Raw genomic sequence first — 23663 nt, 5'->3', positions numbered from 1 at the left:
AGGTGGTATGTGCGGACGCTTTGTTCTCTTCACCACAGGTGAGTCCCTCCTCGGCGACACCGCGGCGCTTATCGACGACCCAGGCCGACCTACCCGGGCCCCTCACGGCACCCCGGGACCCCGATACAACATCGCGCCCACGAACGTCATTCCGATAGTCCGGCTTGGTGTCGAAGAAACTCTTCTGGAGCCCGCCCGCTGGGGCCTTATCCCACACTGGAAGAAGGATCTCACCGGGCCGCCCCTGTTCAATGCGCGAGCAGAGACCGTGGCGGAAAAGCCATCCTTCCGCGACGCATACAAAAAGGGGCGCTGCGTCATCCCTCTCGACGGCTACTACGAGTGGCACGAAAAACAGCCCTACTTCGTGCGACCCGAGTCAGGGGAACTGCTGTGGGCAGCAGGGCTGTGGTCCACAGGCCTTGACCAGCTGTCAACCACCATGGTCACCACCTCCTCGATTGGGCCTCTCAAGTGGCTACACGACAGGTTGCCACGATTCCTGGAGCCTTCCGAAGTGATGCCATGGCTCACCGGCGCCGAAGACTTGCTCGAGCCGAGTCCATTGTCTCTGGTAGAAGGGCTGAAAGTCACTCCCGCGGACAAGGCCGTGGGAAATGTTCGGAATGACTATCCGGAGTTGCTGGGTTGAGGTTTATTCCGGGGGAATTTGGCACGAATCATACAAACCCCCGGCCTAGCAAAAGTGCTAGCTGCGAGAACTTACTTTTTGGCAACCACCGGGCCGGAGGAATGTGCACTTGGCGCCAGATTCCTCCGGGGGTTCCGGGACGAGCTACCCCAGTAGATCAGTAAGCCGTGCCTTCTGGAAAACCCGGCTTAGCACAAGTGCTAGCAGCATGGACATGCTTGTAGGCCGGAGGAATGTGGTGTGCCTTCTGAAAACCCCTGGCTTAGCACAAGTGCTAGCAGCGAGAACTTACTTTTAGGCCGGAGGAATGTGTACTGGGCGTCAGATTCCTCCGGGGTTTCCTGCTAGGAGCTAGCCCACCAAATCAGCCAACCCGGCGCCAGTAACTTCCTGCAGGGTTGCAACGGTCAATTCGACGTCGATGCCACGCTTGCCACCGGAGACGAAAATCGTGGCGAATTCAGAAGCGCTGGAGTCAATGATGGTGGGAAGCGGATTCTTTTGACCGATTGGCGAGATTCCGCCAACGACGTATCCGCTGCTGCGCTCAGCAAGTTTCGGGTCGGCCATGGTGGCTTTGGGCACGTCAAAGGCGTGGGCGGCCTTTTTCAAGCTGAGGGAGTGCGAAACGGGCAAGCAGCAGACTGCTAGTTCGCGCCGGGGGCCTTTGCCTGCTGTGAGGTCGATGACCAGTGTCTTGAATACTCGGTCGGGCGAGACTCCCAGGGCGTCAGCGGCCTCTTCACCGTAGTGGGTGCCGGTTACTTCAAATGTGTGCAGCGTGTAATCCAGCCCTGCCTTATCCAGGGCGACGAGCGCTGCTGTTCCTGCTTGCTTTTTCTTGGCCACGATTTCTCACTTTCCTGATGTGCCTAGAATAGGTGAGAGCTTGCAAGCAACTACAGAAAGGCCTGCAGCATATGACTAACTCTGCGCTGGTCGCTCGATTCGAGGCGGATGCGTTACCGCTGCTCGATCAGCTTTATGGTGGTGCATTGCGCCTGACTCGCAATCCTGCGGATGCGGAAGATTTGGTGCAAGAAACCTACATGAAGGCGTTTAAATCCTTCGGCAGCTTCCAGGAGGGAACGAACCTCAAGGCCTGGCTGTATCGCATCATGACGAACACCTACATCAATTCCTACCGGAAAGCGCAGCGGGAGCCGTCGCAAATGCCGACGGACGAAATAACCGACTACCAGCTGTATTCCACGTCCTCGCACCAGTCTGCAGGGTTGGAGTCGGCTGAGGTGGAGGCTCTGAAGTCCTTGCCTGATAGCGACATCACGGCCGCCTTGAATGCGCTCAATGAGGACTACCGCATGGTGGTTTACTACGTGGATATTGAGGGCCTACCGTATAAGGAAGTGGCCGAAATCCTGGATGTTCCCATCGGAACTGTCATGTCTCGGCTGCATCGTGGAAGAAAACAGCTTCGCTCAGCGTTAAAGGAAGTAGCACTCACTTACGGTATCGGAGCAAAGGACGAATCATGACCAACGACAATTGTGCTTGTCATTGCACTGAAGCGTATGCCTTGCTCGCCGAGCTTCTCGACGGCAACTGCACCCACACCACTAGGGCGCAGCTGCGCGCCCAAATTGAACGGTGCCCGGAATGCTTCGAACGGCTCTGCATTGAAGAGGAAGTCCGTGAGATTCTCCGCAAGTCATGCGCAGCGCAAGCGCCGGTGCAGTTGCGGAGGCGAATTTCCATTTCGATTCGCTACTCCGAATAGGCAAAGCAAAAGGTCCTGCCGACTGTGAAGTCTGGCAGGACCTTTTTCGCTTGGTAAGAACTCGATTTAAGAGTTCGGACGACGACCGTGGTTAGCCTTGCTCTTACGGCGGTCCTTGCGCTTGCGGCCACGCTTGCTCATGGCTTGCTCCTTGCTTGAGTTGGAAAAGGGTAAAGATTCCCACTCACTTTAGTGGAGTGAGCGCTGAACCTGTTAATTAGACGGCAGTGCGGGTGCGACCGCGACCGCGGTTCTTGCGACGACGCAGCGCACGGCGCTCGTCTTCGCTCATGCCGCCCCAGACGCCGGCATCCTGGCCGGACTCGAGTGCCCATGCGAGGCACTGAGAGGTAACTGGGCAGCGGTTGCAGACCATCTTTGCGGCTGCGATCTGTGCGAGTGCTGGTCCGGAGTTGCCGACTGGGAAGAAGAGCTCTGGGTCTTCGTCGCGGCAAACGGCTTCGTGGCGCCAATCCATGGTGTTTCTCCTAAAAAAGTCTTCTTACATTGCGATGTATGTGGTCTCCATGGGCACAACTCACTCCAGGCACAGCTCAACAAAGGGGTGTGATGAGCGCGGTGCTCTCCAGACCCATGTTGGTGAGTGGGGTGGCGGTGTTAGCGGTGATGAAGAACTAGAAACTAGCTGGCTCTTATGGAGCGTGTTCACCAGGGCTTAACCTGTTGTACTCAAAGAGTTCGACTGCGGTTTCTCAACCCGTCGTTTTTGTTACCGATGAATCATGACATGTCTACACAGCTTTGGCTAGAGGTAAACGCCAAAATGTAACTAAGATCACTTAAAAGTGGAGCTTTTTGGGCAGATTACATCGACCGCAGCGGGCACAGTTGCGATAGAAATCGACGTAGTTTCACCCGCATATTCGCCGTCTACCTGCCACTTTAACGGCTTGTTGGATTCGAGTGTGATTGCAGTGGCATCGTCAACTCGCGTTTCATGCGCATTCAGAGGATTTTTCGCTGAATCTGAGAGTGAATTAATCAATAGTGAACCCAGTGCACGAACCCCGCCAATTTCGGAGAAGTCGCTAAGCGCAAACAAGCTGCAGCCATCCTCAATATCGTGATCTGGATTGGTAACCAGAGGAACTGGCCCAGCATAGGTCCACGGATTGGTATTCGACACAATCACGAACGGGACGTCACCAGTAACCACTTCACCAGTACGATTGACAGCTTCAAAGTGGATGCTTGGTTCGAGCATTCGGAGCTTACGCCACGCGCCAAAGGTCACCAAAGAGTAGTGCCATGGGGTGGCAGGAATACCGCGATCACGGAGCTTGTCCATTCGGCCAATGACCTCGGCGTCCATTCCGAATCCCACATTGACGCAGAACCAACGGTCATTCACTCGTCCCACCGGCAGGCGTCGATAAGTGCCCGCTTTGAGCAGGTCTGCGAGCTGGGCGGCAGCTTCGGCGGGGTCGTTGGGGAAGCCGAGCGCGCGTGCAAAGACGTTGGCCGAGCCAGTCGGAATGACACCGAGCATCGGCTTGGTATCAGGAGACGGATGCGAGCCAAGCAGTCCGGAGAGTGCCTCATTGACCGTGCCATCACCACCGATGACAATGACCGCGTCCACATCCTTCTTCGTTAACCCGGAGACAATCTCGGTCGCATGGCCTCGGTATTGGGTGTGGCGGGCATGAATATGCGCGACCTGCCGCAGCGGCGCAACTGCCTGGCGGAAGGCTTCATCGTTCAAGCTGGTCGAGTTTGGATTCGAGAGCACTAGGACACGCATGATCGAACAGTTTAGTCGCAATGGTTAGGATGTGCCTGTGACGAAAACAGAATCTCGTGTCCCCGCGCCCGTTAAATACGCTGGATATCTCGCCATGCTGCAATCGCTGATTGGCCTGGGATATGCCGCAATTTTGATCTACCGGGAAATCGTGGGACATCGCGATCCCAGCATCGTGACGGACACTGACACCCGCGCCGGGCTCATCGGCTACGGCACGGCCATCTACTTCATCATCATTTTCGGCGCGATCCTCGCGGGCGCGCTCAGCATGAACGCAGGCAACCGTTGGGGCAGGGGCCCTGTAGTGATGCTTGAGTTGTTCCTGCTGGTTGTTGCCTACTACATGTGGACCGCGGGCCAGCCAGTGTGGGCCGGACTCACCGCGGTATCCGCAGTGGCCGGCCTTGGTTTGTTGTTTAACTCGAAGTCACTGGCGTGGGCGACGGCTAACCACCGCTAGCCGGTAAGGCCAACCAGAGTGTCGCCGCGCTTTTCGACGACCGTTGCGTTGGCCACCGCGAGGGAAACTCGGCCCTTGTAATCGCCACGGTCAACCGGAATCGTCCTTTCGATCTTGCCGGTGGACCAATCGCCAACCGCGATGCCGCCCTCGATTGGGAAGAGGATGCGGTCGCCAACGGCAACGCCAGTTCCAAGCGCGCCCTCAAAGACAATCTCAGCTGCCAAGGTAGCTGGATTGAGCAGGTACAGGCGCTGCCCGTCGAACCACGTCATGTGGTGTGGCAAGTCCGAAGTCTCTGGAGAGAAAGCGGTGCCAGTTGGATTGTTAAGGTAGTCCGCGACCAGCGGGCTTTCCTTCACATCTAGGCGAGCCTTCTCTTTGCCCTGGTCATCGTAGGAAATCAGGCGCGGAGGATTACTTGGCACGTAGACGGCGCCCTGCGACTGGCCAATGGCGATCATCTGGGCATCAGTACCAGGGACAGCAACATCCGCTTTGATCTTTGGTTTGCGGGAGTCGTCCGGAGTGGTCGGCTGGAAACGCAGCATCGAGTTGTTCGGCTGCTCCGGGCAGTTTTCTACAACAGCGAGCAGCTCTTTACGGGTCAATGCGGAAGAAATCGTGCAGGCCTCGTGAGGCTGCAAGTTTGGCTCCTGCTTTGCGTCCTTGTCTCCATACTCGACGGTGCGAACAAGGTCGCTGCGCCAGATCTCCACGCGCTCAGAGCTGACCGTACCGACCCGGTCATTGGAGGAAACTGGCACCACGTTTTCTGGGGCAGGTGCGCTACGAGTGGAACGGTACTGGCCGGTCTTGGAATCGATCTGGGTCACGTCGCCACAACCAGCGTTATTGCGGTAAGTAACGACCACAGAGCTAAAGGACGTGCTGATCGAGCAAATATCCAGGTCTCGCTTGTACGTCCACACAGCCTCGCCCGTGGTTGGATTCAGTGCGGTAACCGTGCCCCCCTCGGCCTGAATAACGAGCCCATCGACGACCAAAGGCCGGTTCTGAGCCGGAACGGCAGAGTTAGTCACGGTCCACTTTTGCGACAGCCCGCTAGGAACAACAGCAAGGATGCCACCGTTGTTGTACTGCTCCGCAGCAGGAGTGAGCTCAGAACCACGGATTGGGGCAGTGGCCCACACAGTTCCGATTCCAACAGCTGCGATTGTGGCCAAAGCTGCAGTCGCAATCAGATCCTTCTTGGATCGTTGAAGCGGAGCATTGTTGTGGTTTCCGGTCACTTGTTGTTTGCCTTTCGCTGCGGGCGTGGAGCTGTAATTCTATCTGACGCTGGGTTCTTTCCTCTCACTGACTTAGGTCCGCGCAGCCTCTGTGTGCTGCGGAATCCGCCGAATACACGACGAGGAGGCCCCACGGTAGCCGTGGCGTCTTCCGGAATATCCAAGAGTTCATACAGCTCCGGCGAAGTAGAAAACAACTCCAGCGGAGCAGGGATTCCCAGGTCAAGCTCGGAATTGATCAGCTGCCATTTCGGCACTTCATCGTAACCGACCAGGGTGATGGCGATTCCGCTGTGACCGGCTCGGCCGGTGCGGCCGATGCGGTGGACATAGGTCATTGGATCGTCTGGAGTTTGGTAGTTGATCACGTGCGTGACGTCGTCAACGTCGATGCCTCGCGCAGCCACATCCGTAGCGACCAAAAGGTCGATAGTGCCGTCTCGGAATGCAGCGAGGGACTGCTCGCGGGCAGCTTGCCCCAGGTCACCGTGGACAGCGCCAACGGTAAAACCTGCTGAAGCCAAATCGTTTGCCACCTCGGCAGCGCTGCGCTTAGTACGAGTGAAAATGATCGTGCGCCCGCGACCAGCACTTTGCAACGCCCGCACAATGATGGCCACTTTGTCCATGCGATGGGCTTGCAGCACGACCTGCTTTGTTGTGGCGTGGGTGTGCTGAGAGCTGTCGCTTTCGGCACGGATATGGATCGGCTTATGCATGAACCCGCGAGCTAGCGCCAGGATTGGGCCCGGCATGGTGGCGGAAAACAGCATTGTCTGATGCTTGTGAGTCAAGGCTTGCAAGAGCTTCTCGATCGCTGGCAGGAAGCCCAGATCAAGCATTTCATCGGCTTCATCCAGCACCAGGATGGCCACGCGGTCGAGCTGCAATGCGTCCTGCTGATGCAGGTCGATCAAGCGTCCTGGGGTGCCGACGACCACGTCAACGCCAGCTTTTAATGCAGCAATTTGCTCTTCGTAGGGGCGACCGCCGTACACCGTGGTCACGCGAACCGGGGTGTGGCGTGCTGCCTGCTCCAAATCTTCAGCAACCTGAACCGCAAGTTCGCGAGTGGGGGCGACGACGAGAGCACGTGGCGTACCGTCGAGCTCCTCAATGTCCGCAGAGTCAAAGACACGATCGATCAGCGGGACGCCGAATCCCAAGGTCTTGCCCATACCCGTGCGAGCCTGGCCGATGATGTCGTTGCCGTCAAGAGCGATGGGCAGGGTGAGCTCTTGGATGGCAAACGTGCGGTGAATTCCGCGCTCGCGCAGTGCTTGACAGATTTCTGCAGCTACGCCGAGCTCAGCAAATGTGGGATTCTTAGGTTGTTGAGCGGACACGATGTTGATCCTAGTCAAGTAGCAGCGGTTTCGACACCGGCCAGGCCTGCCACCTAGTGGCGGACAGGGTGTGGATAATATAAATCGGACGATGCGCCTCATTTCGGGCGCGAACACATACCTGGAGAATAGGACGTTATGGATATCAAAATTGGTTTTAGTGACAGCCCACGCGAACTTGCTTTCTCCACCGATGCATCGAAGGAAGAACTGCAGGCACGCGTCAGCGAAGTGCTCGCTCAGGATGCAGGCACCCTCGAGCTTCACGACGACCGTGGTCGCACTTTCCTGATCAAGGCGTCCCGCATCGCTTATGTAGAACTGGGCTCCGGATCCACCCGTCCAGTGGGTTTCATCGGCTAATACATCTTCATGAATGATCAGCCAGAATCGCCTTTGGTGCGTTTTGCCAAAGAATATGGGTGGCGTGCTTATGCCATCCCTGTTCTTTTGGTGATCACCTTGTGGATCATCGTTGACGTCGTTCGAGGACAGGGAGTGCCGGAAGAGCAACCGCAGCACGCCGGTGCCCAAACGTCAGCGTCCTCGATGAATGTTGAATCAAAGGATTCACGCGGTTCTGGCCCGATTCCCGCAGATTCCGCTCCCATTAATTTGCCAACGGGGGCATTGCCTGACGGCGGACCCTACACTGCTCGTGGTGACAAGACTTTTCGTGTTGTTGGCGCGCCTGGGCCCAAGGTAGGGGAAGGTAAAGAAAAGCAAATCACCTACGTAGTCGAGGTCGAAAATGGCGTCGATACGGCAGCGTACGGCGGCGACCAAGCTGTGGCCGCGATGATCGACGCGACGCTGTCGAATCCCAAGGGATGGATCGCTGACAAGGCTTTCTCGTTCCAGCATGTTCGCGCGGATGAGAATCCGACCATGCGGATTCAGCTGACCTCGGTGGAGACGACGCATGAGGTGTGTGGCGCTGACCTTGCGATGGAAACCAGTTGCTATACCGCTGATGGAAATCGGGTCGTCCTGAATGAGTCACGGTGGGTGCGAGGCGCTGTTACCTCGCAAGGCGATATCGGCGGCTACCGGCAATACCTCATCAATCACGAGGTCGGGCACGGGCTGGGATACGCTGAGCATGCTGCGTGTCCGAAGTCTGGCGAGCTTGCTCCGATCATGATGCAGCAGACGTTGAGCTTGGATAACTCGGTGCTGCACGGCATCGATCCGAAGGAGATCTATCCCGACGATCACAACGCATGCACCTTCAACCCATGGCCGTTTCCGCGGTCCTAACGCACGAGAGAAAGACGCAAAATGAACACTGTGCCAGAACACGTTCGCGCTGCGTTCCGCGCGGAGTCCGGTGACCCGCAGCCATTGGGATACGCCTGGGACTACGGCTTTCGGATCGGTCATGTCGTATTGAGCCCGGTTCACGATCCTGACAATGCCGCTTGGTCGGCAAAGGTGCGTGAGAATCTGGCAGTGGATGGGCTGCGTGTGGCGCGTCCTGTGCGTTCCACAGATGGTCGATTCATTGTGTCTGGTTGGAAGGCCTCTAGCTTCGGCGCTGGTGAGCTTGCTTCTGGGCGTGTCGATGAGGTGGTGATTGCCGGACTTCGGCTGGCTGACGCACTTGCTCACGTTCCTGCTCCGGATTTTGCGTCCGCACCGGTTACTGGCAAGTGGGAAGACCACGAGATTTACCGGGTAGCGGATAAGGCTGCGTGGTCGTCCGATCCTGCGTCTGTCTTGTCGAAAGGGCTTGACGGGGCAGCCGTGGCGACGTCCCAGGTGGAATCCGCGCTGACCTTGGCTGCGCGTCTGAGCGGCCTGATTCCACCCATCGATGCGCCATCGCATGTTGGGCACGCTGACATGCTCACCACGACACTGTTCTCTGGCACTCAGGCCCCACTGGTTACTGACCTGGTCGCGACCGTGCGCCCACATGGCTACACTGCGGCGCTGGCTGCCGTCGATGGCTTGCTTTTCGACGCCACAGACTCGGGAATCGTGCACCGTTTCTCCCACGTTCCAGATTTCACAGCGCTGTTGATGAGGTCCTTGTTGTACCGGGTTTTTGTTGCGGCCCTCGATCCGAACGTGACGGATGAAGCGTCCGATCGACTGGAGAAAGTCGCGGATATTTTAATCCGGGGCTAGAACAAGCATTCGAAGTCGTGGGGGATTGGCATCCCCCGTGTCTTTCGGGTCTGCCAAAATAGGTGCATGACGTCTTTTGCACCTTCCTCCCGCTTCGCTCCGCCCGAAAAACTACAGGTCAAGCTAGTTCCCACGGAGACGCTCGACGCAGCTTCGCGCGAGTGGAATGGTGAGGCACGCGCTCTTATCGATGCCATGGGGCAGCAACGCGGCGGGCGTTGGAAGATCAAGGGTGCTGCAGACTCAGGCACTACCTCTTTGCTCGTAGATGCCGTTATGGCGCGCATCGCATCCGGCGTGGATCCTTCCACAATTGTCGTGCTAGCGACGTCGAAGGAATCAGGTGCTTTGCTGCGCAAAGAATTCGCCCGATTGCTGCCCGAAGTTGGTTTTTCCTCCGAATCACCGCTTGTTCGATCAATCCATTCGTTTGCATTCACATTGGTCCGATCCGCTCGGCTCCGGGAACCCGAATCCGTCGATGACGCAGCGCTCGGGCGTGCCCCACGGTTGATTACCGGCGCCGAGCAAGACCTGCTGATCCGAGAATTATTGCACATCCACTCAGAAACCTCAGGTGCTTTCTGGCCGGAGCATGTGCAAGAGGCTCTTCCTATGGTGGGGTTTGCCCGCCAGCTGCGTGATTTTCTGCTTCGAGCTCAAGAACGCGCCCTTGGGCCTGATGAGCTGCGGGAATTGGGGCAACAGCACGGACGAGCGATGTGGGTTGCAGCGGGTGATTTCCTAGCCGAGTATCAACAGCTCGCAAAACTGTCCGGAAACCAGTTGTATAACGCTTCCGAGCTGGTCGTTAGCGCTTTGGGGCATCTGAATTCCGATCCGGCCTTCCTGGAGGAAATCCGAGGCGGGATCAATTCGCTCTTCATCGACGATGCCCACAACCTTGACCCGCAATCCAGCGAACTGGTCGATCTCGTTGCTAGCACTGCTCAATGCGCAGTTCTCGCTGGTAATCCGGAGCACGCAGTTTTCCACTACCGGGGCGCTTCTCCAGAATTTTTCCTCACGTGGCAAGCAGAGAAGCAGGTGGTGCTGGACAAACGTCGACACGCGCCAACCCAAGAAATCCACTACGCCGAATCACCGACAATGGAGCAGCTCGTTGTAGCCAATACCGTGCGCAGGGCCCATCTGATCGACGGCATTGCGTGGAGCGACATGGCGGTGATCGTGCGCTCAAGCAGTAGCATTCCTACGATTCGTCGTGCACTGCTGTCGGCGGGTGTGCCCGTGGCACTCGAAAAGACGGCCATGGTGTTGGTCGAGCAACGCCTGGTGGCCGGGCTGCTTTTGGCAGTGTCCGCCACCAGCAGAGCACTGGCACCTGCGGAACTCGAAGAGCTCATCTTGGGCCCACTGGGCAGCGCCGATTCCGTGACTTTGCGCAGGTTGCTGCGCGGACTTAGGCAGGCGGAGCTCAAACGTGGCGGCATCCGGCGCGCCGCCGAGGTGCTTGCCGACGTCCTCGCCTCCGAACAGCCAGTGCCCGACGACATCGTGGAATTTCTCACTCAGCGAGAACTTGATATTTTGTCGCGCATCGCCACGATTATCAATGCGGGCAAACTAGCTCGCGATGCAGGCGGATCCATTGAAATGGTGCTTTGGGAAATCTGGGAAGCCACGGGACTTGCCGACCGGCTGATGACGGCGTCCTTGCGCGGCGGCGCAGTTGGAAGCCAGGCAGATATTGATCTCGACGCGGTGATGGCACTGTTCGACATGGCGGGCGACTTTGTTGAGCGTCAGCCACATGCGTCAATTGAGCGTTTCATCGAGACGGTGACCAGTCAAGAGCTACCGAGCGGAACGCGCGATAGACGAGGTTTTGACACCGAAGCCGTCTCAATTCTCACTGCTCATGGCAGCATCGGTCAGCAATGGCCACTTGTTGTCGTCCATGGGGTGCAGGAAGGCGTGTGGCCGTCGCTAGGAGAAACGGGATCGCTCTTTGGACAGGAGGAGCTCATTGAGCTGCACGACCGTGGCATTGATCCCAACGTGATTACCTCGCTGACCGCGGACAAAGTGGCTGAAGAGCGACGATTGTTTGGGCTCGCCACCTCTCGTGCAACGCAGCGACTAATCATCACAGCGGTTGCGGTACCGGAATCCGATGAAATTGAGGAACCCTCTCGCTTCCTCACCGAGTTTGCAGCCAAGCCGGATGTCGCCGAATTTTACGACGGCGCTGAAGAAAGTTTCAGTGCCCTCGCCGACGACCAGGTACTTGAGCACCGAGGTTTCCCGCGATTGCTTTCCTTGCCAAGCGTCATCGCAGAGCTGCGCCGAGCTTTGGCCAATGCCTCGACAGCGCCAGAAGTGAAGGCCGAGGCGGCACGCCAGCTAGCTCGTCTGGCGGAAGCAGGAATCTACGGCGCGCACCCGGATCATTGGTGGGGATTGGCGGAGCCTTCGGAGCAGGAACCCGTGCTCAAGACGTCGTCAGGCGTGCGACTGTCGCCTTCCAAGATCGAAAGCGCCATGGCATGCCCACTGCGCACCGCCCTCAGCTCTTACGGCGAGGAAGACGACAACCCATTGCACCTGTTCAAAGGCATTCTGGTCCATGCTGCTGCAGAAGCCAGGGCAAGGGGAGTGGCTGCCGACGAGATTATCGATGTCGTCATGGAAGCATTTGATGAGAACACTGACTTCCCAAGGTGGAGCAAGGAACACAATCACCAAGAGTTTCGACAGCTCCTCACTCGCACGCTGGATTGGGTGAATGCTCGAAAAGACCTGCTTGTCGGCGTTGAGATGACGGTGAACGTGGTCGTTACTGCCTTAGACGACGGCACCCCTGTGACTATCTATGGCCGCATGGACCGACTTGAGAAGGACGCTAGCGGTGACTTGCTCGTGGTTGATCTCAAGACCGGAACAACGCAGGTGGCGAATGGTGCTATTGGTACCCACCCGCAGCTTTTCGCCTATCAGCTGGCTCTTGCGTGCGGAAGCGTGCAAGGCGATGAAGTTGTGAATAGGGATTCCGGGCTCGACACTGGTGACCTCGGCGGAGGCATTCTCGTGTATCCAGCCTGCGGGGCGAAGGAACCAAGCATCCGCCAACAGGCGCCAAAATCGGAAGATGAACTCACTGACTTCGCGGGACTGCTGCCTGGAATCGTCGCGGCCATGACAGGCCCCCAGTTCCAAGCGCGGACCAATGACGGGTGCAAGAACTGCACCTTGACCACCATGTGCCCTGCTCTGCCTGAAGGAAAGGCCCTGACCAATGTCTAACATTCGCATCACTCCAGAGCAGCTCGCAGCAGCGCAACGCCAGAAGTTTCCACCAACGCCACAACAGGCTGCCGTCATCGGTGCGAATCCCGGGCCGATGCTTGTTGTCGCCGGCGCGGGCGCAGGAAAGACCGAAACCATGGCCAATCGAGTCGTGTGGCTCGTGGCTAATGGCCTCATTGAACCCGAACGAGTGCTGGGCCTGACCTTTACCAAGAAGGCCGCCCTCGGACTTAAGCAGCGAATCAAGCAACGCCTCGCCACCTTTGCGCAGGCCCCCGAAGCCCGAGACATTGACCCAACTGGGCAGCTACTCGACGCGCTACAGAACATCAATCCAACGGTGTCAACCTACGACTCTTACGCCGGACGACTCGTCGCTGAATATGGCCTGCTCCTGCCAGTCGAGCCGTCAGCTCGGTTGATTACTGCTACAGAGCTGTACACCATTGCGCGTGATGTCGTGCAAAATTACGGCGGGCAACTGTCCGTAACGACACAGCTTCATCACACAACCACAGCGCTGCTCAAGCTATCTTCAGACATCGACAACCACATGGCCACCCTGGAAGACGTCCGCGACGAGACTGCTGCGTTCCTCAGTCTCTACGATGACACGGTCGATGCCAAAGGAAAACCAGCTACGCTGACCAAAACGCAAGACATTCCAATCGTTACAACCCAGCAAAAACGCCTCGAATTCCTGCCCCTCGTGCGGATTTTGCAGGAGAAACTGGCAGAGCTGCAGGTCATCACGTTTGGCCAACAAATGACCCTCGCCGCCAAGCTTGCCGAACAACATCCGGAGGTCGGCAGGCGAGAGCGCGCCAAATTCGGTGTAGTCATGCTGGACGAATACCAGGACACCTCCCATGCACAGCGCGTCTTGCTGCGCAGCCTGTTTGGTGGGCACGATCCCGAGCTAACCGTCACCGCCGTGGGCGATCCCATGCAGTCGATCTATGGTTGGCGTGGCGCAACAGCCGCCAACCTTGAGCGCTTCGCGACAGATTTTCCTCGCATTGATGCAGCAGGAAATGCAGTTGGGGAAGCAGACAAACTTCAGCTCACCACGTCATTTCGTAATCCCGAGCACGTGCTAACTGCAGCCAACGCCGTGGCGGACCATGCCTTCAAGGACTACAAGAAAGACAAGCGCCCTGTCGAACCTCTCGCTGCACTTAAAGCACGAGGCACAGGAGATGTGCGCATTGGCTGGTTTGGATCTGCTGCCGAGGAAATCACTTGGGTTGCGGACGAAATGTCTGCCATCTACCACGCTCCTCGCGCAGAAGGTGAAGAATTCACCGGCGCCGTATTGGTACGAAAGCGAAAGCACATTGCAGACATCGCCCAAGCGCTGGAACAACGTGGCGTTCCGGTAGAAATCGTTGGTCTCTCGGGCCTGCTGTCGATGCCGGAGATCGCAGATCTCAATGCCATAGCATCGATGCTTATCAGGCCACAGGACAACAAATCTGCCCTGCGTATTCTCACTGGCCCCGCAATCAACCTGGGGGCCAACGACCTCATTGCACTGCACAAACGAGCCCGCAACCTTGCAGGACGCGCAGCAGAGGACATGAGCGATGCCCCCGCAGAGCCCAAGGAACGCCTGCAGTGGATCATCGACAACACCCAAAGCCCTGACCCCAGCGTCACGGCCGGCCTTGCTGACGCCATCGCTGATCTCGGTGAACCCGAAAACTATTCCCCGATCGGCTATCAGCGACTAGCGGAGCTGTCAGCTGCATTGCGCTATCTGCGCACGCACAGTGTCCGGCGCAGCATCAGCGATGTCTATGCCGACATCGAAGAAATCATGGGCATCCGCACCGAGGTGTTGGCGCGCCAAGATCCACACGTCGACGGCAGCCACGGCACCGCGCACCTCGACGCCTTTGCCCAGATCGTAGCCAACTATGAGCGCATCGCAGGAGCCACCCTGCCAGGAATCTTGGACTATTTCGCGCTCGCACAAGAGCAAGAGGACGGCTTTGAACCTGGAGAAGTGACCGTGCGGAGCGAGCGAGTTCAGCTGCTCACAGTGCACAAATCCAAGGGCCTTGAATGGCAACACGTGGCCGTCGTCCACGCCGACAACAAGACCTACGAGGATGAGACGACCAAGGGCGAAAGCTACGAGAATTGGACGAAGAATTTCGAGTTCATTCCATCAGTGCTACGCGGTGACGCCAGGGGAGAGGATGACCTTTCCGGTGCCCCAGTGTTTGACGCTGACCCAGCCGACTTTGAGACCCTGAAGGAACTGCGTGAAGCGGTCAAAGCCCATGGCGACGAATTCCGCGCCAGCTATGAAGCCGAAGCTGCCCGACTGTTTTACGTTGCCATCACCCGTAGCGAACGCACGCTCCTCGTCAGCGGTTCCTACAACGGGAAAGAGAAACATCATGCAAACGCGCCGTACCTCCACTTGAAGACGATGCAACAAGCACTACCGAATGCTGTTGTGCATTGGGAAGAAGAGCTCGTCGCGGAAGCATCGGACAAGGAAGCGACAACAGCAACATTCCCTCAAGATGCCTTGGGGGAGCGTCGAAAAGCAGTCGAATCGGCGGCCACCATGGTGCGGCAGGTGCTCGCGGAAGGTGCGGACAATCGCGCTGCCACCAGCGAAATCACCCAGCAATGGGATGCGGATGTGACGGCATTGCTGGAGGAACATGCTCGACAAGCGGTGACCACGATCGAAGTGCCAGTGCTGCGGGAACTGACTGCCACACACTTGGTTTCGCTCAAGGAGAATCCAGAAGAATTCGCCCGACGCAGCCTCAGACCCGTGCCCTTCAAACCGAACTCCTACGCAAAACGAGGAACAGCGTTCCACGAATGGCTCGAACGCCGCTTCGGCGGTACCTCACTGCTCGGCGACGATGAGCTCCCCGGTACCGACGAGGAAGCGCTTACCGATGAGGCAGTTGCGGCGCTCAAGGCAGCGTTCCTGCAGTCCGAATGGAAGGACCGGACACCAGCGCGAGTTGAGCAACCCTTCGAGATCACGATTGGCAAGCATGTTGTTCGTGGCCGAATGGACGCCATTTTCCATGACGGCGATGATCCCCAAACAGGATGGATGATTGTCGACTGGAAAACCGGACAGCCACCGACAGGGAAAAACCTGGCAAAAGTCAGCCTCCAGCTGGCGGTGTACCGACTCGCCTGGGCGCAATTGCTCGGTAAGGAACTTGGGCGAGAAGTGGATCCCGGGGAAATTAGAGCAGCGTTCTACTACGTGGGCGCCGGATACACAGTGGAGCCAGGTAAACTACCTGACGCGAGCGAATTGGCACGGCTGCTCGAACTAGATCTCAACTGGACTGGATAAGGAGCGCACATGCGAAATCGGATCGGGGACAAGTTCCGTGGTGACATGGAACTCAGCGACCTACCCGACCACGCTCTCACCAACATTGTGCGCCTGCCTGCTGGCGTGCATGCGAGCCCATGGGCGCTCATTATCCGACGCTTTGCCTACGCCACGATCCTGCTCACCCTGGTGGCAGTCCTGGCCTACTTTGACAAGGGCGGATACACCGAGCACCTCACGTTCATCGACGCCGTCTACTACTCAGCGGTGTCGATGACCACCACGGGCTACGGTGACATCACCCCGGTCACCCAGCACGCCCGATTGATGAACATCATCATTATCACGCCACTTCGCATGGCCTTCCTGATCCTCTTGGTCGGTACCACCTTGTCAGTGCTCACGGAGGAATCCCGACGTGCACTGCAAATTCAACGATGGAGAAAGCGTTTGCGTAATCACACCGTGGTCATCGGATTCGGCACCAAGGGCCGATCCGCCGTCGCAGCACTGCTTGCCGACGGCACCCCAGCCAGCCAAATCGTGGTCATCGATACCGACCCGATTTCCCTGGAACGCGCAGCCAACCAAGGCCTCGCCACCGTGCAGGGCTCCGCAACCAAGTCCGACGTGCTCAAACTAGCCGGAGTCACCCGAGCCAAAGCCGTTGTCGTCGCCCCAAATCTCGACGATACGGCAGTGCTCGTCACCCTTTCCGTCCGTGAAATCGCGCCGAGCGCAATGATCGTGGCCAGCGTTCGCGAGTCTGAAAACATGCACCTTCTCAAGCAGTCAGGTGCCGACTCCGTGGTCATTTCCTCCGAAACCGCAGGTCGCCTCTTGGGCCTGGCAACCGTGACCCCTTCAGTGGTGGAAATGATGGAAGACCTCCTCTCCCCAGACGAAGGATTCTCCATCGCGGAACGAATCGTCGGCGAAGACGAAGTGGGCGCAAACCCACGCCACCTCGCGGACATCGTGCTTGGTGTCGTCCGCTCCGGCGAGCTGTACCGCATTGACGCGCCAGAGGCAGAAATCGTGGAACCTGGCGACCGCCTCCTGTACGTCCGACGAGTGTTCTAAATGTCCGTCCTCCTGGTAACCACCGATTACCGCATCCTCGTCGATGCCAACGATCACCCAGTCTGGCTCCCATTCGAAGCCGTGGCGCCCGAACGCTACCAGGAGGCCCTAGCCACACACACGACAACTCACGTGGCAGTGCGCGCCACTGAAACAGACCTCGACACCTGGGGAAACACCACAGGAATGTCATGGAAAACACTCCGAAGCCACCTGCAAGAACCCCACGTGGCAGCAGCCGTAGCGCAACTCAAATTTCGGGAAAACTACCGCTTTCACCCAACCACCGGTGAACCACTCGAGCACCCCGGTGGCAGAGCGCTCGGAAGCGGCAAGCAGGTATTTCCAAGGATTGACCCCGCAGTCATCGGACTCGTGGAGCTCGACGGGGCAGACAAAATTCTTCTCGGCCGCAACCGGCTCCGACCCGACTACTTTTCTCTCATTGCTGGATACGTCGGACTCGGAGAATCCCTGGAAACTGCGTGGGCGAGAGAAGTCCTCGAAGAAACCGGCCGACACGTACACCACATCGAGTACTGGGGATCCCAGCCCTGGCCGTCGTCAGGCTCGCTCATGGTCGCCTTCCGCGGCCGAACAATTGACGAACACCCCACGCAGCAAACTGACAACGAACTCCTGGAAGTCCTTTGGGCTAGCCGCGACGACCTCAGCCACGTGCCACTCGCAGCGCCAGGAAGTATCGCACGCACGCTTATCGACGCCTGGCGGGAAGAAATCTAAATGATCAACCTGAACGAACTGGACGAAGATCAACGACGCGCAGCCACCGCGCCCCGCGGGCCGGTGTGTATTCTTGCGGGCGCTGGCACAGGCAAGACTAGAACAATCACTTATCGCATTGCGCACCTGATTGATCAGGGTTTTGTCAGCCAAAATCGTGTCCTGGCAGTCACCTTCACCAACCGTGCCGCCGAGGAAATGCGTCACCGACTTGCCTTGATGGGCATCGGGGGAGTGCAAGCCCGAACCTTCCACTCAGCGGCGCTGCGCCAACTGAAATACTTTTGGCCACAGATCGCGGGAAACCTGCCGTGGCGGATGCTTGACAACAAGTTTCCGCTGGTAGCGCGGGCAGCGCGACATGTAGGCGTGGATTCCAATACGGAAAACCTCCGAGACCTCCTTGGGGAGATCGAATGGGCGAAAGCGAGCCTCATTACTGCGCAGAATTATGTGGAGGCCGTCGACAAGGCACACCGCACACCACCGGTACCTGCGGACAAGGTTGCCCAGGTTTACACCCTGTATGAACAGGGGAAAACCACCGATGCGGGCATGTTGCTCGACTTCAACGATCTGCTGTTGCACACCGCCGGAGCCTTGGAAAATTCGCCTGCGGTTGCCGAGGAATTCCACGAACAATACCGCAGCTTCGTCGTGGACGAATACCAGGACGTCACCCCGTTGCAGCAACGTGTGCTGCAGGCGTGGCTTGGGCAGCGCGACGACCTCACCGTGGTGGGCGATGCGAACCAGACCATCTACTCCTTCACTGGCGCATCTCCCGAGTTTCTGCTCGACTTTTCTCGTACCTACCCGCACGCAACCGTGACCCGACTGCAGCGAGACTACCGATCAACACCGGAAATCACGAAGCTGGCTAACGAAGTAATCGGTAAGGCCACGGGCCGGGTGGCGGGAACGAGACTCGAACTCATCGGCATGCGACCATCGGGACCAAAGCCGACATTCACGTCCTACCCGGATGAGCCGGCGGAGGCGCGGGAGATCGCAAAGAAGATCAAGGCACTGATTGAGGGAGGTACTCCTGCCAGCGAAATTGCAGTGCTGTACCGCATCAACGCACAGTCGGCGACCTTTGAACAAGCGCTGGCAGACGAAGGCATCGCCTACCAAGTCCGTGGTGGGGAAGGGTTCTTCCACAGAAACGAAATCAAACAGGCAATATCCCAGCTGATCCGCACCGCGCAACGCACCGACCTGCCAGAAGAAGCGGTAGGGCCAAAGGTTGCGGTACTGGCTCGGGCGGCCCTAGCGCCGATGGGGCTGACGAAGGAACAACCCGAGGGCGCGGAGGCCCGCGACCGCTGGCTCATGCTCACCGCGCTCGTCGACCTCATTGAGGAACTAGGAACTGCGACCCCGGACGCGCGGCTCCAGGACATCCTCGTTCTCCTGCGTCAACGGGCTGAAGCCAAAGCCCCACCCACTGTTGAAGGGGTGACTCTGGCATCCTTGCACGCAGCCAAAGGCCTCGAATGGGATGCGGTGTTCCTCGCCGGATTGGTGGAAAACACCCTTCCAATCTCCTTCGCGATCAAGGCCGGCGATGAACAAGTGGAGGAGGAACGACGTCTCTTCTACGTCGGCATTACCCGCGCCCGCGCGCATTTGCACTGTTCCTGGGCTTTGGCACGCCAGGAAGGTGGCCGGCAATCCCGCAAGCGCAGTCGATTCCTGGATGGCATCGTTGTCGAGGCAGCCGATGTTCCGCCCCGGAGCAAACGAGCGAAACGCTGCCGCAGCTGTGGCACATCGCTGTCCTCACCGCAGGAAAAGATCCTTGGCCACTGCTTCGATTGCCCATCCAGTGCCGACGATGCAGTTTTTGACCGGCTCCGCCAATGGCGACTGGATATCGCGAAGGAGTTGCAAGTACCGGCCTACATTGTCTTCACGGACGCAACGTTGATGGCGATCGCGGAGGCCTGCCCGCAGGACGAAGCCGAGCTGCTAGAAATTTCCGGCATCGGACCGGTAAAGGTGGAAAAGTTCGGCGAGTCATTGCTAGAGGTTCTTCGTCAGGATTAGCAGCTCGCAGCCGCTATCGGCTTGTTGCGGGTAACCTGGCGGCCCTCCGCCTCGAAACACAGCGGGCAGCCGGAGTGCTTTCCGATCAGGACCTTCCTTGACTCCGTAAACGGATCGACCTCCAGCATCGTCCCCGCAGTCCACTGCGCCTGCACCGCTCCCAGCGCCGGATCCGACATCCCCACGAAACTCGCGACAACAGCCGCAGCTTGAGCTGCAGTCGCAGCAACCGTGGGAGGAGCGCCCGCGGCGCCGACCGGTAGCTGAGTCAACAGGTGTGGCCAGGAAGAATCAATATCCGTCCGGTGCAACTGAAAACAAACCGGACATGGGCCATCCGAATGCGAAGCGACAGGGCCGATGATGCCTTTGCCGTCGACAAGCTGCACCGGCAGAAACAGCTCACGGCGACCATTCCGAACGGCCGGCCCCAGCACGCGCGCATGAGCGAGCTTGTCGACGGCCACCAAAGGCGTTTCCTTCTGCAGGAACCGGAGGAAATGCTCGATGCTTTCCCCACGAAGTGGACGACGAACAATGATCCCGCTGCCTCGTAGCAGCTCGCTCAAAGCGTTGGCGAGGGCGCTGCGCCCGATAACGGCGACCGCGGGAGGAGTGTTTGGGACTGCCCGGAGGATACCGAAAGACTCCAGTTCATCAACAAACGTGCGAGCTGCGGGTTGAGTGAGTCCCGCTAGGCTCAACTTCGCGATGAGTTCCTCGCGATTTACTACGCTTCGTGCCGACTGCAATGCATCGACGACGGCCCCGACCTGGGGCGCAGCGATGGAATCAATAACCCCCGATGTCGTGGCGTCCACCCCGAATTGGATCGCAGGCCCAGGACGGACCAGAATGCGCGCAGCGCTGACTAGTTTAAGCTTTTCCCCCATGTGCCATAGAATAACCTGTCATGGCGCATGAGGTAGAAGTTATTCGTTCGACAAAACGAAAGCGGACGATCAGCGCCAAACTCGTGGGGGAGAAAATTCAGGTCCGGGTACCTGCCGGGATGCCGAGGACTCAAGAAGAGCGCGAAGTGGCCCAAGTGGTGGCTCGACTGGAAGCGAAGCTCGCAATGAAGGCCAGTTTCCTGTCAGATCATGACCTTGAGGAGCGTGCTCGGCAGCTCAATCGTCAGGTCTTGGAAGGAAAAGCTTCGTTCACCCGGATCAAGTGGGTGACGAATCAAAACTCCCGCTGGGCATCGTGCACAGCTGCGACCGGCGAGATCCGGGTGTCGCACCGCCTGCAAAACGTGCCCGACTACGTGCTGAATGCGGTTCTGGTGCACGAACTCGTTCACACCTTCATCCACACCGGGCACTCGGCTGAGTTTTGGGAATGGGCTGACCGCGCGCCCCAAGCGGAGCGCGCGAAGGGATACCTCGAGGCCTACGCCCGCCAGTTTTAGCCCTCGTCCTCGTCTTTTTCGGCCTCTTTTTTCAGCATCTCTTCTAAGGCGTTGATTTCAGCGATCGGGTCGAATTCCTCGCTGGAGCCGTCGCCAAGCAGTGCGTCGATGAAGCCGGCAGAGTTGTCCAGATCTTCCGCCACCGGCAGGAAATCAGGGTGATCCCAGACCGCGTCGCGGCGCTCCATACCCACCGCAATTTCGACGCGGCGCCACAGCTCCTGCGCCTCCGCGACCTTCGGTGCGGCAAATTCAATGCCGACCACCTTGGAAAATGCCTGCTCAGCGGAACCGCCGGTGGCTCGACGACGACGCCACGCCTCGTTCAGCGCGCTTGTCGACGGCACACGCTCGCCCATCGCCTGCGTAACAACCAACTCGACCCAGCCTTCGACGAGAGCAAGCATGGTCTCCAAACGACTGGTTGCGCCCGCGTTGCGAGAGGTGATGCGAGGCGAAAGATCCATATTCTGCAGGCGTTGCATTGCCTCTTGGATTCGCGCAGGATCGCCTGATTCGAGGCCCAGTTCGCGGGTGGCTTCCTCGATGTGGGACGTATCGATGACCAGGCCAGCGGCGTACTCCTCGACGGAAGAGACGAGGCGTTCGACCAACCAAGGCACGTGCTTGAACAGGCGCTGACGTGCAGCTTCACGAGCGCACACGTACATCAACACATCGAGTTCCTTGATCTCCAAGTCCTTAGCGATGTCCTTCAGGTGGCTTGGCATGATAGCTACGGTGCCACTAGGAACAACTGGCAGACCGAAGTCGGAGCCGGTGAGTGCCTGGCTAGCAAGATCGCCCAGGGAGTGGCCGAGCTGCATGCCGAAGTTCATTCCGGACATGGAATTCATCATCTGCAGCAATGGGCCAACCATGTCGCGGGCTTCTTCAGGAAGCTGCTCTAATTGCGCCTCGTTCATGCGCTGCGCGACAGGGGTAACAAAACGCTTCCACGTGGGAAGGGTGGCCATGAGCCACTGCTCCGCGTTCCATGCCTGGACTGTGCCATCGGCGGAGGGAAGCACGGTGGCATCGTTAAGCCACAGGTCGGCTAAGCGCACGGTGTCAGCAACCGCAGCGCTTTCCTTCGAGCTAATGGGCGCAACCTTGCCTATCTGTTGCTTTGCAATACGCTCGGCAAGCTCGTAATTCACGGGCTCGTCTGAGCCCGCCTCAAAACTGCCGCTAAACATTTTGCCCAGCTGGTTAAAGAAGTCCCCGAAGTTGCCACCGGGGCCACCACCGAAGTTGCCACCAAAGAAGAAATTGTTGTTGTCGCTCATAGTCACCAAAGTACCGCAGCGCAACCGGAGAATTAACGATCCTGACCAACGCTGTCAGCGAACAGAGGCGAAACATGTAAGGTATCTAGCTGTGAATCGTCGATCAAGGACCATCGTGTGGGGAGCAATCCCCGTTTTGGCATTCAGCTACCTCGTGTCGGCGCCGACGGTGCCGTTCACTGACATCCCGCTGACCGTGCCTTATGCCGCTGAAGGCCCCGGCCCGACATACAACACGCTCGCGGACTACGAGGGCAAGCAGATCGTCGACATCAAGGGCGCCGAGGTAGACAACACCACCGGCAACCTCAACATGACCACGGTGTCAGTGCGCACCCGCATGACTCTGGCGCAGGCAATGAGCAGGTGGCTGTTTAGCGACGACACCCTGGTCCCAATCGAAACGATCTTCCCGCCGGATCTGTCGGAGGAGGAGGTCAACACGCAGAACAAAGCTGCGTTTACCGACTCGGAATCCTCCGCTACGCTGGCAGCTTACAGCTATCTGGGGCGGCCGACCATTGTTGAGGTCGTTGAAACCATGCCCGATTCTCCTGCTGCGGGATTGATGACTGCCGGCGACAAGATCGAAAAGATCGACGACACCGTGATTGGCTCTCCAGCGCAGCTCCGCGACATCGTCAGCAATAAGAAGCCAGGTGACGTAATTCGAATTGGTTTTGTCGGGGGAGACTCACGTGAAGTGACCCTAGGCAAGAACCCTCACTCTGGCGCTGGGTTCCTCGGCATCACCATGACCTCGGTACCAGCAGACAACACGTCTATTGAGTACAACCTTGAGGATATTGGCGGGCCGAGCGCCGGATTGATGTTCTCGCTGGCAGTGGTGGACAAGCTCAGCCCAGGGGAATTGACGGGCGGAAAGTTCATCGCCGGAACCGGCACCATCAACGAAGCGGGACAGGTTGGCCCTATCGGTGGCATCGTCCACAAGGTCCGCGCTGCAAAGGATGCTGGTGCAGAGGTGTTCCTCACCCCGGCTGCGAACTGCGCGGAAGCTGCAAGTGGGAAGACAGAGGGTATCACCTTGCTCAAGGTCGATACCCTCAACGACGCGATCTCCCAGCTGGAGGCCTACAACAAGGGTGAAGAAGTCACCACCTGTAGCAAGTAGG

At 58.3% G+C, this 23663-nt stretch carries 22 protein-coding genes; 14 read left to right on the top strand and 8 right to left on the bottom strand.

The genetic code is table 11. The features are described 5' to 3' along the window. Positions 1-7: 7 nt before the first annotated feature. Positions 8-652 carry an SOS response-associated peptidase gene (locus WG939_RS03790; RefSeq protein WP_339982770.1) on the top strand — a complete coding sequence of 215 codons (645 nt, stop codon included), beginning with the start codon at positions 8-10 and terminating at the stop codon, positions 650-652. A gap of 351 nt (positions 653-1003) precedes the next feature. Here WG939_RS03790 and ybaK read toward each other — a convergent pair whose 3' ends face one another. Then, positions 1004-1504: a Cys-tRNA(Pro) deacylase gene (gene ybaK, locus WG939_RS03785; protein ID WP_445227877.1), complete on the bottom strand. Its 501-nt coding sequence runs from the start codon at positions 1502-1504 to the stop codon at positions 1004-1006. A gap of 68 nt (positions 1505-1572) precedes the next feature. Between ybaK and WG939_RS03780 the strand changes: the two genes are divergently transcribed. Together WG939_RS03780 and rsrA are read left to right on the top strand one after the other, a co-directional pair. Continuing rightward, positions 1573-2148 (top strand): sigma-70 family RNA polymerase sigma factor, encoded by a 576-nt coding sequence (locus WG939_RS03780; protein ID WP_339982765.1) that lies wholly within the window; start codon positions 1573-1575, stop codon positions 2146-2148. Then, on the top strand, positions 2145-2390 hold the full coding sequence (rsrA, locus tag WG939_RS03775) for a mycothiol system anti-sigma-R factor (protein ID WP_339982762.1): 246 nt from the start codon (positions 2145-2147) through the stop codon (positions 2388-2390). Before WG939_RS03780 ends, rsrA begins: the two co-directional genes overlap by 4 nt. 66 nt (positions 2391-2456) lie before the next feature. Here rsrA and WG939_RS12040 read toward each other — a convergent pair whose 3' ends face one another. The 3 genes from WG939_RS12040 to WG939_RS03765 form a co-directional block, all read right to left on the bottom strand. Beyond that, positions 2457-2531, bottom strand: a complete 75-nt coding sequence (locus tag WG939_RS12040) for a 50S ribosomal protein bL37 (protein WP_445227876.1) — start codon at positions 2529-2531, stop codon at positions 2457-2459. A gap of 76 nt (positions 2532-2607) precedes the next feature. Then, positions 2608-2868: a WhiB family transcriptional regulator gene (locus WG939_RS03770; RefSeq protein WP_339982760.1), complete on the bottom strand. Its 261-nt coding sequence runs from the start codon at positions 2866-2868 to the stop codon at positions 2608-2610. Between the two features lie 318 nt (positions 2869-3186). Then, positions 3187-4155, bottom strand: a complete 969-nt coding sequence (locus WG939_RS03765; protein ID WP_339982758.1) for a diacylglycerol/lipid kinase family protein — start codon at positions 4153-4155, stop codon at positions 3187-3189. A gap of 37 nt (positions 4156-4192) precedes the next feature. Between WG939_RS03765 and WG939_RS03760 the strand changes: the two genes are divergently transcribed. Continuing rightward, a complete protein-coding gene (locus WG939_RS03760) occupies positions 4193-4618 on the top strand; it encodes a hypothetical protein (protein ID WP_445227869.1) in 426 nt (141 codons plus the stop codon). Here WG939_RS03760 and WG939_RS03755 read toward each other — a convergent pair. Both WG939_RS03755 and WG939_RS03750 read right to left on the bottom strand, forming a co-directional pair. Further along, complete coding sequence (locus WG939_RS03755) at positions 4615-5871, bottom strand: Rv3212 family protein (protein ID WP_339982755.1); 1257 nt, start codon at positions 5869-5871, stop codon at positions 4615-4617. The two genes, WG939_RS03760 and WG939_RS03755, sit on opposite strands and share 4 nt — an antisense overlap. Continuing rightward, the gene (locus tag WG939_RS03750; protein WP_339982752.1) at positions 5868-7217 is read right to left on the bottom strand and encodes a DEAD/DEAH box helicase; all 1350 of its coding nucleotides are present in this window, start codon (positions 7215-7217) and stop codon (positions 5868-5870) included. The genes WG939_RS03755 and WG939_RS03750 overlap by 4 nt, the downstream gene beginning before the upstream one ends. Positions 7218-7355: 138 nt before the next feature. Between WG939_RS03750 and WG939_RS03745 the strand changes: the two genes are divergently transcribed. The 8 genes from WG939_RS03745 (at position 7356) to WG939_RS03710 (ending at position 19824) form a co-directional block, all read left to right on the top strand. Further along, the gene (locus tag WG939_RS03745; RefSeq protein ID WP_339982750.1) at positions 7356-7580 is read left to right on the top strand and encodes a DUF3107 domain-containing protein; all 225 of its coding nucleotides are present in this window, start codon (positions 7356-7358) and stop codon (positions 7578-7580) included. 9 nt (positions 7581-7589) lie between these two features. Then, a complete protein-coding gene (locus tag WG939_RS03740) occupies positions 7590-8477 on the top strand; it encodes a DUF3152 domain-containing protein (protein WP_339982748.1) in 888 nt (295 codons plus the stop codon). Positions 8478-8498: 21 nt separating this feature from the next. Continuing rightward, a complete protein-coding gene (locus WG939_RS03735) occupies positions 8499-9350 on the top strand; it encodes a TIGR02569 family protein (protein ID WP_339982746.1) in 852 nt (283 codons plus the stop codon). 66 nt (positions 9351-9416) lie between these two features. Beyond that, positions 9417-12617 (top strand): ATP-dependent DNA helicase, encoded by a 3201-nt coding sequence (locus tag WG939_RS03730; protein WP_339982744.1) that lies wholly within the window; start codon positions 9417-9419, stop codon positions 12615-12617. Then, positions 12610-15963, top strand: a complete 3354-nt coding sequence (locus WG939_RS03725) for an ATP-dependent helicase (protein WP_339982742.1) — start codon at positions 12610-12612, stop codon at positions 15961-15963. Before WG939_RS03730 ends, WG939_RS03725 begins: the two co-directional genes overlap by 8 nt. A 9-nt stretch (positions 15964-15972) precedes the next feature. Continuing rightward, positions 15973-17028: a potassium channel family protein gene (locus WG939_RS03720; protein ID WP_339982740.1), complete on the top strand. Its 1056-nt coding sequence runs from the start codon at positions 15973-15975 to the stop codon at positions 17026-17028. Beyond that, positions 17029-17772 carry an NAD(+) diphosphatase gene (locus WG939_RS03715; protein WP_339982738.1) on the top strand — a complete coding sequence of 248 codons (744 nt, stop codon included), beginning with the start codon at positions 17029-17031 and terminating at the stop codon, positions 17770-17772. Next, on the top strand, positions 17773-19824 hold the full coding sequence (locus WG939_RS03710; protein WP_339982736.1) for an ATP-dependent DNA helicase UvrD2: 2052 nt from the start codon (positions 17773-17775) through the stop codon (positions 19822-19824). It abuts the gene before it with no gap. On the opposite strand, the gene WG939_RS03705 is transcribed toward WG939_RS03710, so the two are convergent. Then, the gene (locus WG939_RS03705; protein ID WP_339982734.1) at positions 19821-20717 is read right to left on the bottom strand and encodes a hypothetical protein; all 897 of its coding nucleotides are present in this window, start codon (positions 20715-20717) and stop codon (positions 19821-19823) included. The genes WG939_RS03710 and WG939_RS03705 overlap by 4 nt on opposite strands. A 20-nt stretch (positions 20718-20737) precedes the next feature. Here WG939_RS03705 and WG939_RS03700 point away from each other — a divergent pair, with 20 nt between their 5' ends. Next, positions 20738-21238, top strand: a complete 501-nt coding sequence (locus tag WG939_RS03700; protein ID WP_339982731.1) for a M48 metallopeptidase family protein — start codon at positions 20738-20740, stop codon at positions 21236-21238. On the opposite strand, the gene WG939_RS03695 is transcribed toward WG939_RS03700, so the two are convergent. Continuing rightward, positions 21235-22527, bottom strand: coding sequence for a zinc-dependent metalloprotease (locus WG939_RS03695; protein ID WP_339982729.1), 1293 nt, complete (start codon positions 22525-22527; stop codon positions 21235-21237). The two genes, WG939_RS03700 and WG939_RS03695, sit on opposite strands and share 4 nt — an antisense overlap. A 91-nt stretch (positions 22528-22618) precedes the next feature. On the opposite strand from WG939_RS03695, the gene WG939_RS03690 reads away from it, so the two are divergent. Beyond that, positions 22619-23662, top strand: a complete 1044-nt coding sequence (locus WG939_RS03690; RefSeq protein ID WP_339982727.1) for a YlbL family protein — start codon at positions 22619-22621, stop codon at positions 23660-23662. Position 23663 lies beyond the last annotated feature (1 nt).

The organism is Corynebacterium sp. H130 (assembly GCF_037572395.1).
Taxonomy (GTDB): Bacteria; Actinomycetota; Actinomycetes; order Mycobacteriales; family Mycobacteriaceae; genus Corynebacterium.
The sequence above is the reverse complement of the archived record's forward strand: the minus strand, read 5'-3'. Positions and strand labels throughout refer to the sequence as shown.